This window comes from Bathymodiolus azoricus thioautotrophic gill symbiont (assembly GCF_001298715.1).
Taxonomy (GTDB): Bacteria; Pseudomonadota; Gammaproteobacteria; order PS1; family Pseudothioglobaceae; genus Thiodubiliella.
In genome coordinates this window covers 1-8,862 of record NZ_CDSC02000331.1, presented here as the reverse complement: position 1 = coordinate 8,862, position 8,862 = coordinate 1, and the positions used below count along the sequence as shown (strand labels likewise).

At 38.3% G+C, this 8,862-nt stretch carries 7 protein-coding genes; 1 reads left to right on the top strand and 6 read right to left on the bottom strand.

The annotated features are described in order from the left end of the window. Positions 1-39: 39 nt before the first annotated feature. The 3 genes from BAZSYMA_RS06600 to BAZSYMA_RS06590 form a co-directional block, all read right to left on the bottom strand. Positions 40-591 carry a cytochrome b gene (locus tag BAZSYMA_RS06600; protein ID WP_090716936.1) on the bottom strand — a complete coding sequence of 184 codons (552 nt, stop codon included), beginning with the start codon at positions 589-591 and terminating at the stop codon, positions 40-42. Positions 592-703: 112 nt separating this feature from the next. Beyond that, entirely contained in the window at positions 704-1,687 is a 984-nt protein-coding gene (locus BAZSYMA_RS06595; protein ID WP_090716933.1) for a polysaccharide deacetylase family protein, read from the bottom strand. Then, positions 1,680-2,141, bottom strand: coding sequence for a tRNA (cytidine(34)-2'-O)-methyltransferase (locus BAZSYMA_RS06590; protein ID WP_090716930.1), 462 nt, complete (start codon positions 2,139-2,141; stop codon positions 1,680-1,682). Before BAZSYMA_RS06590 ends, BAZSYMA_RS06595 begins: the two co-directional genes overlap by 8 nt. Positions 2,142-2,217: 76 nt before the next feature. On the opposite strand from BAZSYMA_RS06590, the gene clpB reads away from it, so the two are divergent. Continuing rightward, a complete protein-coding gene (clpB, locus tag BAZSYMA_RS06585; RefSeq protein ID WP_090716928.1) occupies positions 2,218-4,776 on the top strand; it encodes an ATP-dependent chaperone ClpB in 2,559 nt (852 codons plus the stop codon). A gap of 98 nt (positions 4,777-4,874) precedes the next feature. On the opposite strand, the gene BAZSYMA_RS06580 is transcribed toward clpB, so the two are convergent. The 3 genes from BAZSYMA_RS06580 to BAZSYMA_RS06570 all read right to left on the bottom strand — a co-directional run bounded on the left by BAZSYMA_RS06580 (position 4,875) and on the right by BAZSYMA_RS06570 (position 8,699). Then, complete coding sequence (locus tag BAZSYMA_RS06580) at positions 4,875-6,773, bottom strand: polysaccharide biosynthesis protein (RefSeq protein ID WP_090716926.1); 1,899 nt, start codon at positions 6,771-6,773, stop codon at positions 4,875-4,877. A 109-nt stretch (positions 6,774-6,882) separates the two neighbouring features. After that, positions 6,883-7,590 carry a sugar transferase gene (locus tag BAZSYMA_RS06575; protein WP_090716924.1) on the bottom strand — a complete coding sequence of 236 codons (708 nt, stop codon included), beginning with the start codon at positions 7,588-7,590 and terminating at the stop codon, positions 6,883-6,885. Continuing rightward, the gene (locus tag BAZSYMA_RS06570; RefSeq protein ID WP_090716922.1) at positions 7,587-8,699 is read right to left on the bottom strand and encodes a DegT/DnrJ/EryC1/StrS family aminotransferase; all 1,113 of its coding nucleotides are present in this window, start codon (positions 8,697-8,699) and stop codon (positions 7,587-7,589) included. Before BAZSYMA_RS06570 ends, BAZSYMA_RS06575 begins: the two co-directional genes overlap by 4 nt. Between the last annotated feature and the right edge of the window lie 163 nt (positions 8,700-8,862).

Genomic DNA, 8,862 nt, shown 5'->3' with positions numbered 1-8,862 from the left:
GGCTTTATATAAGCTTAAGTATAGCAATTAAAAAAATGTCTAATTTTTACCTAGCATTCTTCTCAAAGTATTATCTTTGTCAATGAAATGATGTTTAATAGCACCGGCAATATGTAGTCCAATAGCAACAATTATCGTCCAACCTGCTATTTCATGGGTTTCACGCATAAACCCAGAAAGTTGCGCATTATGTGGAATGGCTTCTTTAGTGATGGGGTCAAATTGTGCTGCAATAATTTCTAAACCAAATACTGAAACACCATAGCCACCTGCACCAGACATAATAAAGCCTGAAATTGGCATTATAATCATCGCAATTATTAACACCCAATGGATTATTTTTGCTAAATTATGTTCAATCGCCTTATATTCAGTAACAGGTTGCAACCAGCCATTTACAAAGCGCCAATAAACCCTAACCACAATGACTACAAAGATTAAAACACCGATTGACTTGTGAATGGGATAAAACTCAAACGCTTCATTTTCACTCATATAAACACCAACAGTTGCCAATGCAATAATAGTTAAACCCACTACCCAATGCAAAAATATTGTTAAGTTAGATAATTTCTCTTTTGTATCTCTCATGTTTCTCTCCTTATTTTTAATTATCCAGACATGCGGCCCAATGTTAATATTGTGGCAACAAATCCTGTGCAGAAAAATTATACAATAAGTGATAAGATTAGCACGCTATTTTTTAATCAGGGTTAATCCACTGAATACTGTGCCAATAATAACTACCTTTTTGTTCGCTAGGCATAGTGCAATTGTATTTACTACGACGATCAGTTAAAGGCTTTTTAGCAACAATTTTAACGCTTTTATCACTTTGCCAAGTCATGTTCACCCCGCCATTGACAAAACAATTTAGATGGGCTTTTTGATGTTTGCTTAAAGACTTAAAAAAATCTAATTCTAATGTTGGTGGATTTTGTATGACGATTGGATTGATATTCTTGATCTTAATGGGCATTGGCAAAGTATTCACTTTAGTTTTAAAACTTACCATTTTGGCATAATCTCCTGCCATTGGGAAACGAGGGAGATTTTGTCGATTACTCATCTTTGATACAACACCAGAATACTGACCAAAAGCTGTATAGCCTAAATCCTTAACTTGCTTAAATATCTTTAAACTTGCTTCACCATAAGGATAAGCGAAAATTTTATTATGTTGATTTAATTCTTGATTAAAACGGTTTTGCGCTTGGGTAATTTGTGTTTTAATTTGTGTTTTATTCAAATCTAATAAATACGGATGCGTTACAGTGTGATTATAAAATTGCATAAAATCACCTTGCATACTAAGCATTTGTTGCCATGTTATCATTGCTGGATATTTTTTATCCACAGGTTCGGTGGAGACAAAAACACTCATCGGCATTTGATATTTTTTCAATAATGGATAGGCATTTTTTGCAATGGATTGATAAGCATCATCAGCTGTTAACACTACGCATTTGTTTGGTAAGTTATCGTTATCTAGGCGTTCAAGCATGGTGTTGAGTTTCAGTACTTTAAAGTCATTATCTTGCAGATGTTGCAGATGTCGCTCAAACAATGCAGGACTGATGCTGGTAGATTTGGGTGTGGAATCAGAAAAACGATGATACAACAATACTACACAACTGTTAGCACTAAGCATTGATGAAAATAGCATGAATATGATAAATTTAAACATATTTTGCCCCTATGAACCCGATTTGTCTCCAAGCCTCATACGCCACAATGGAAACACAATTAGATAAATTAAGACTACGAGAACCAACTTGCATTGGCAAGGTAATACCTTCAAATCTATCCAATATTTCTTGCGGTAGTCCTCGTGTCTCAGGTCCAAATAAGAAGGAATCACTTTCTTGATATTCTACCTCTGCATAATTAGTTTGCACTTTTGAACTCACTGCAAAAAGTCGCTCAGGCTTGGCTTTATCTAAATAATGATCAAAATTTTCATATTCAAAAACTTGCGCTAACTCTTTATAGTCAAGCCCTGCGCGTCTTAAGCGTTTGTCAGTCATCTCGAATCCAAATGGTTTAATAAGATGCAAACTGGCGCCCATATTGGCACTTAGGCGAATTAAACTGCCTGTATTATTGGGAATTTCTGGTTCAAACAATACTAAATTTAACATAATATTTTATTTTCTCTTGATTTTTTTACTATTATCCATAAATAAAAAGTAGCTTAAAGAAAAAACACAATGAAAAATGGATATTAATAAACTAACTTCGCAATTTCAACAAGACTTAAACGCTGCACAATCACTTGCGATTAATAAAAATCACACAGCAATTGAGGGTGTGCATGTATTAAGCAGTATGCTTAGTGATTATGCTTCAAGTGTCAGTAATGCGCTTAAAGCGCTGAATGTCAACACCAAAAACCTGAAAGACAATGTTGATAAAGCCATTGATAATTTAGCCGTGGTGAATAGTCCAAATGGCGATATCGGTATATCGCAAAACTTATTAAGACTACTTAACAGCACTGAAAAATTATCAACTGATAAAGGGGATAGCTACTTATCAACCGAATTATTTTTATTGGCAATTATCAGTGGCAATGACACCACAACACAATTATTAAAAGATTTGGGTGTTGATAAAAAAAACCTATCGACTGCTGTAGATAAACTTAGAGGAGGTGAAACCGTGAATGAACAAAATACAGAAACGAACAGAGATGCTTTAAACAAGTACACACTTGACCTAACACAATGCGCACAAGACGGCAAACTTGACCCCGTGATTGGTCGTGATGGTGAAATTCGCCGTGCTATTCAAGTCTTACAACGCCGTACTAAAAATAACCCTGTGCTAATTGGTGAGCCAGGTGTGGGTAAAACTGCGATTGCCGAAGGTTTGGCACAACGCATTATTAATAATGAAGTGCCAGAAGGTGTCAAAGGCAAGCGATTATTATCATTGGATATGGCGGCATTAGTAGCAGGTGCAAAATACCGTGGTGAATTTGAAGAACGATTAAAAGCGGTATTGAAAGAATTGGAAGCCGAACAAGGTCAAGTGATTTTATTTATTGACGAATTACACACTATGGTGGGTGCAGGCAAGGCCGATGGTGCAATGGATGCGGGCAATATGCTTAAACCTGCACTGGCTCGTGGAGACTTGCATTGTATGGGCGCTACCACGCTAAATGAATATCGTGAATACATTGAAAAAGACGCTGCCCTAGAGCGCCGTTTTCAAAAGGTACTGGTAGATGAACCTAGCGAACAAGATACGATTGCCATCTTGCGTGGACTGAAAGAAAAATACGAAGTCCACCACGGCGTGGAAATCACTGACCCAGCAATTATCGCTGCTGTTACTTATTCTCAGCGTTATATTACCGATAGACAACTGCCTGATAAGGCCATTGATTTGATCGATGAAGCCGCATCACAAATTCGCATGGAAATTGACTCAAAACCTGAATCAATGGACAAACTTGATCGTAAATTGGTACAACTCAAAATTGAGCGCATGGCACTCAAAAAAGAGAAAGACAAAGCCTCTAAAGAGCGATTCAAAGAACTTGAAGCACACATTAAAACACTTGAAAAAGAATATGCCGACTTTGAAGAGATTTGGAAAAGAGAAAAATCTGTGGTACAAGGTGCGCAACATTTAAAAGAAGAGCTTGAACAAGCAAAGTCCAACCTAGAATTGGCACATCGTGATAATGATTTGGCAAAAATGAGTGAGCTTCAATATGGGAAAATTCCTGAATTAGAAGCCAAAATAGCCGAAGCTGAATCTGCCGATACGCAAGAAATGACACTTTTGCGTAACAAAGTAACTGAAGATGAAATCGCCCACATTGTTGCCCGTTGGACAGGTATCCCAGTGGATAAAATGATGGAAGGCGAAAAAGACAAACTCTTACAAATGGAGTCCATTATTCATAAGCGTTTAGTTGGGCAAGATAAAGCAGTAAAAGTAATATCAGATGCTGTGCGTCGCTCTCGAGCAGGCTTATCAGACCCTAACCGCCCTGATGGTTCGTTTATGTTTATGGGGCCAACAGGTGTGGGTAAAACCGAGCTGACCAAAGCCTTGGCTGATTTCTTGTTTGATACTGAACAAGCTATTGTGCGCATCGATATGAGTGAGTTTATGGAAAAACACTCAGTGGCACGATTGATTGGTGCGCCTCCTGGTTATGTTGGCTATGAACAAGGTGGTGTACTTACCGAAGCTGTGCGTAGAAAACCATACTCAATCATACTGCTTGATGAAGTAGAAAAAGCACACCCCGATGTGTTTAATATTCTTTTACAAGTGCTTGATGATGGTCGTTTGACTGATGGACAAGGTCGTACGGTTGATTTTAAAAATACGGTGATTGTAATGACTTCTAATCTTGGCTCTCATTTAATACAAGAAAATCCAGGAAAAGATATGAGCGCTGAATTGACTCAAATTATTGCAGAACACTTTCGCCCTGAATTTGTTAATCGTATTGATGAAGTTGTCGTGTTTAATAATCTTGAAAAAGCCCAAATTAAAAGCATTGCCGCATTGCAAGTTGAGATTCTGCAATCTCGTCTAGCAAAAATAGACCTCAAACTTGAGTTAGATGACAATGCAATGACACTAATTGTAGACAGAGGCTATGACCCAGTATTTGGTGCACGTCCACTCAAACGCACTATACAGCAATTGTTGGAAAACCCACTTTCTCAAAAGATACTCTCTGGAGAATTTCTACCAGGGTCGGTTATTCACGGCAGACTGTCTGATAACGAAATTGTGTTTTCTTAGTCAGCGCCTATTCAAGTTTTGGCTACCTGTCACTCTTCTAGTAATTTTTCAGCTCTGGCTCTTAACTCTATACTACCTGTTACTAAAACCCTTGTTACTTATCGCTTATACAGTAGATCAGCAATATCACACTGAGGTTTAAAATCAAACACAACCTTAACCAATAATCTCCTTAAAGTAGCCTGATCACCCTTATCAATCGCTGCCTCCATTTCTAACAGCGTTACTTGTAGTTCTTTATACTCTATAAAGTTTTCTTCCGCACGCATAATCAATGAATGCTCAGTCTCGCTCACATTATCACTAATCAATAACTCCTCAAACAACTTCTCACCAGGGCGCAACCCTATGTAATGAATTTCAATATCACCATTTGGATTATTATCATCTTTGACTTCTAGCCCGCTCAAGTGGATCATCTTTCTAGCAAGCTCATCAATACGCACAGGTTCACCCATATCCAAGACAAACACATCTCCACCCTTACCCATTGCACCTGCTTGGATTACTAACTCCACTGATTCAGGGATAGTCATAAAATAACGAATAATATTTTTATCCGTGATAGTAATTGGACCATTTTCTTTAATTTGTTTGGTGAATAGCGGTATCACCGAACCACTAGAACCCAATACATTGCCAAAACGCACCATCGTAAATTGAGTATTGTTTTGTCTTTGTGCTAGAGCTTGTAATATCAGCTCAGCCACACGCTTAGTCGCACCCATTGTATTAGTCGGGCGCACTGCCTTGTCTGTAGAGATAAGCACAAAAGTCTCAACCTTAGCATCAATAGCCGCTTGTGCGCACTTCAGCGTACCCAGCACATTGTTATTCACACCTTCGGTATTATTAAACTCCACCATCGGTACATGCTTATAAGCCGCCGCATGGTAAATTGTATTAACTTCAAAGTGTTTTAATACCTGAGATAAGAGTTTAGTATCATTCACGCTACCTAGAATAGGATAAATATCAATATTGGCGACTGACAATTCTTTCTCAATGGTATAAAGTGCTAACTCACTAATCTCAAACAACACCAAGGTCTTTGGCTTAAGACTTACAATCTGTCGGCACAACTCCGAACCAATCGAGCCACCTGCGCCCGTTACCATTACCACTTTACCAGAAATATTCTTACCCAGTAAATCCTGATTAGGCTGCACCACATCGCGCCCAAGCAAATCCACAATACTCACTTGTCGCAAATCAGCCACAGAGACCTTGCCCTGTGCCAGATCTGCCACACCCGGCAATGAGCGCACTACCACAGGATATGACTCAAACTGATTGATGATAATTGAGCGCCTAGCTCGAGAAATAGACGGAATTGCAAGCAACACCTCACTCACCTTAAGTTCTTCAATTAATTTTCCAACATCACTGTCTGGAGAATAAATACGCAGCCCTCTAATCTGGGAACCTTCCAACTCTAGCGAATTATCAATAAAGCCAACAGGCTTATATTCAAAAGTATGCTCAAGTGCTGAGGACAGCTGAATACCTGCGCTGCCCGCTCCATAAATCAACACACGCTTTTGGTCACTACTAACAATATTTTTAACCGATGATAAACGCAATCCACCACCAAGCAACTGGCGTAACACCACACGCAAACCACCAATCACTACCAAAGACAGTAGCCAATTAATCAGGATTACACTTCTAGGTATGCCTTCTACCGCAGCCATAAAGCCAATCACACCCCACACTAACGCATACAAACTCACCGCTTGTACAATCGCACGCACATCCTTAAAGCTCATATAACGAATCACACTTCGATATAACCCAAAGTAAATAAAAATAGGAATAGCCACCGCTGGTGCACTAAAAATCGCCAATGCTAACTCTAAATCACTCTTTGGAAAATGCCACTCACCTAATCGCACTGAAAATGCCGCCAACAGTGTCACCACCAGCAGCACACTATCCACTGACATCAAAATCAATTGCTTGTAAATTCGTGACATATTAGATAACTTTTCAATCATTTTGCTATTATAGCCAATCTACACAAAACCTGTAACTTGCCATATCAAGAACTAAATAATTAAAAAAAAATAAGAATGCACCTTCAATTAACGAGTGGTAACAACTTCGTCAACTCCCAGGGGGAATTGACGGTTGTAATTCTGCCTTTCGCATAGACACAGTAACAACATCAGTGTCAGCACCCATTTTGATGAGCTGCTTGACAATCCATTTAAGGGCTTTAGGTTTTGAGATAATAGCAATCACCGTCCAAAAAATCAGTTGTAAATCTAGCAGTGACGAGCGATTTTCGATATAAATTAACCCCAGCCTACTCTTCCAAGGCCTAATTAACTGATTATAAGCTAAATCTGGATTCTCTTTACCTTCTAAAATATCCCCCTCATCCGAAAAAACAATGGATGAAAAATCGGTAATACCTGGCTTAACTAAAAGTAATTTTTCCTCAACAGGTGTATATGAATCTGTCTCATTTTTAACATTTGGTCTAGGGCCAACTAGGCTCATATCTCCCATTAGAACATTCCATAACTGGGTTATTTCATCTAGTTTGTATTTTCTAATTTTGTGCCCAATTGGTGTAATTCTATTGTCATTTGTACTGGTTGAATCAACGCCAGAACTATCTGCATTGCTTACCATGGAACGCAATTTTACCATTCTAAAAATTGTGTTATTCCTGCCTACTCTTGGTGCCATATAAAAAGGCGATTTTTTATCTTGCTTCCAAATTAAAAATATTACCAACAATAGAATTGGACTTGTGATTGACAAACCAAGAAGTGCAATCAAAATATCAAGTAATCTTCTAATCATTTTTTATAAAACTGAGTAACCATTTCGCAAATATAATCAACATCGCTGTTGCTAATAAATACATTCATTGGTAGCATAATACATTGTTGGAAAAATCGATCAGTATTTGGCAATACTTGATTAAATCCCAGCTGCGTGAGTTGGTGTATTGCCACCCCTCCCCATTGAACAAGTGTGCCTATATTTTTTCCGCTCAAATAAGCTTTTAACTCATCTCGACTATCTGCCTGTAATTCATAATTCTGGTAAACATCAAAATTATCTGATTCCACACTGGGTGCAGCAGGAAGTTGTAATTCCTCAAGATGTCCCAAATGGTCTTGATACATTTGCGCCACTTCTCTTCTGCGTGCTATCACGCTATCGTATGTTTTTAATTTATGGCTCAAAATTGCCGCTTGAACATTGTCAAGTCTTGAATTCCTACCCCAACACTTGACTTTACCATCAACATCACGCCCATGGTCATGCATTTGATACACTTTATGATACAACGCTTTGTCATTAACAAGCACGGCACCGGCATCACCAAAGCAACCCAATACCTTTGCTGGGAAAAAACTAATATCAGATGCCAGTCCAAATGTACCCGCATGCTGATCTTTGTATTTTGCACCCAAGGCTTGCGCTGCGTCTTCAACAACAAATAAACCATATTTCTTGGCAATGGCAAGAATACCATCCATATCACACACCCTTCCATTCAATTGCGTAGGCATAATACCCACCGTATTTGGTGTGATTGCATCTTCAATTGCTTGAATACCTATTAAATTATCATTGCCAATATCCACAGGAATAGGAACACCTCCTGCAACTTTAATAGCGGAAGCTGTTGCCAACATTGTATGAGAGGAAATAATAACTTCGTCACCTTGCTTAATACCAATTGCCTCTAAAAATATCTCCATACCATCAGTGGCATTACCCACGCCAACAGAATAATTGGCACCCGTGTAATTGGCTAATGCCACCTCAAAATCCAATACTGCTTTTTGTAAAATGAATCCACCTGCTGAGGACACGCTGTCAATAATTGATAAAAATTCTTCTCTATCATCAGACCACAGTCTTGGGTATTCAAAAAATGGAACATTTGGTAATGACATATTTTTTTCCTTAATAATTTAATTTAAAGCCTTTGTATAAATACAAATAATTAGCCCTTGTCTACTTGTCAGGTTTCACCACGTTATTCCCTACTTTCAAAAACCACACTCCGAAACATATCAGGCTTTCTGATAAACAAATCAGGCTTCAAATTATACCAAT

Excerpts from the sequence above, each read along its gene's own strand:
- BAZSYMA_RS06570 (WP_090716922.1), bottom strand. The coding sequence starts at position 8,699 with ATGTCATTACCAAATGTTCCATTTTTTGAATACCCAAGACTGTGGTCT.
- BAZSYMA_RS06595 (WP_090716933.1), bottom strand. The coding sequence starts at position 1,687 with ATGTTTAAATTTATCATATTCATGCTATTTTCATCAATGCTTAGTGCT.
- BAZSYMA_RS06580 (WP_090716926.1), bottom strand. The coding sequence starts at position 6,773 with ATGATTGAAAAGTTATCTAATATGTCACGAATTTACAAGCAATTGATT.
- BAZSYMA_RS06600 (WP_090716936.1), bottom strand. The coding sequence starts at position 591 with ATGAGAGATACAAAAGAGAAATTATCTAACTTAACAATATTTTTGCAT.
- clpB (WP_090716928.1), top strand. The coding sequence starts at position 2,218 with ATGGATATTAATAAACTAACTTCGCAATTTCAACAAGACTTAAACGCT.
- BAZSYMA_RS06590 (WP_090716930.1), bottom strand. The coding sequence starts at position 2,141 with ATGTTAAATTTAGTATTGTTTGAACCAGAAATTCCCAATAATACAGGC.
- BAZSYMA_RS06575 (WP_090716924.1), bottom strand. The coding sequence starts at position 7,590 with ATGATTAGAAGATTACTTGATATTTTGATTGCACTTCTTGGTTTGTCA.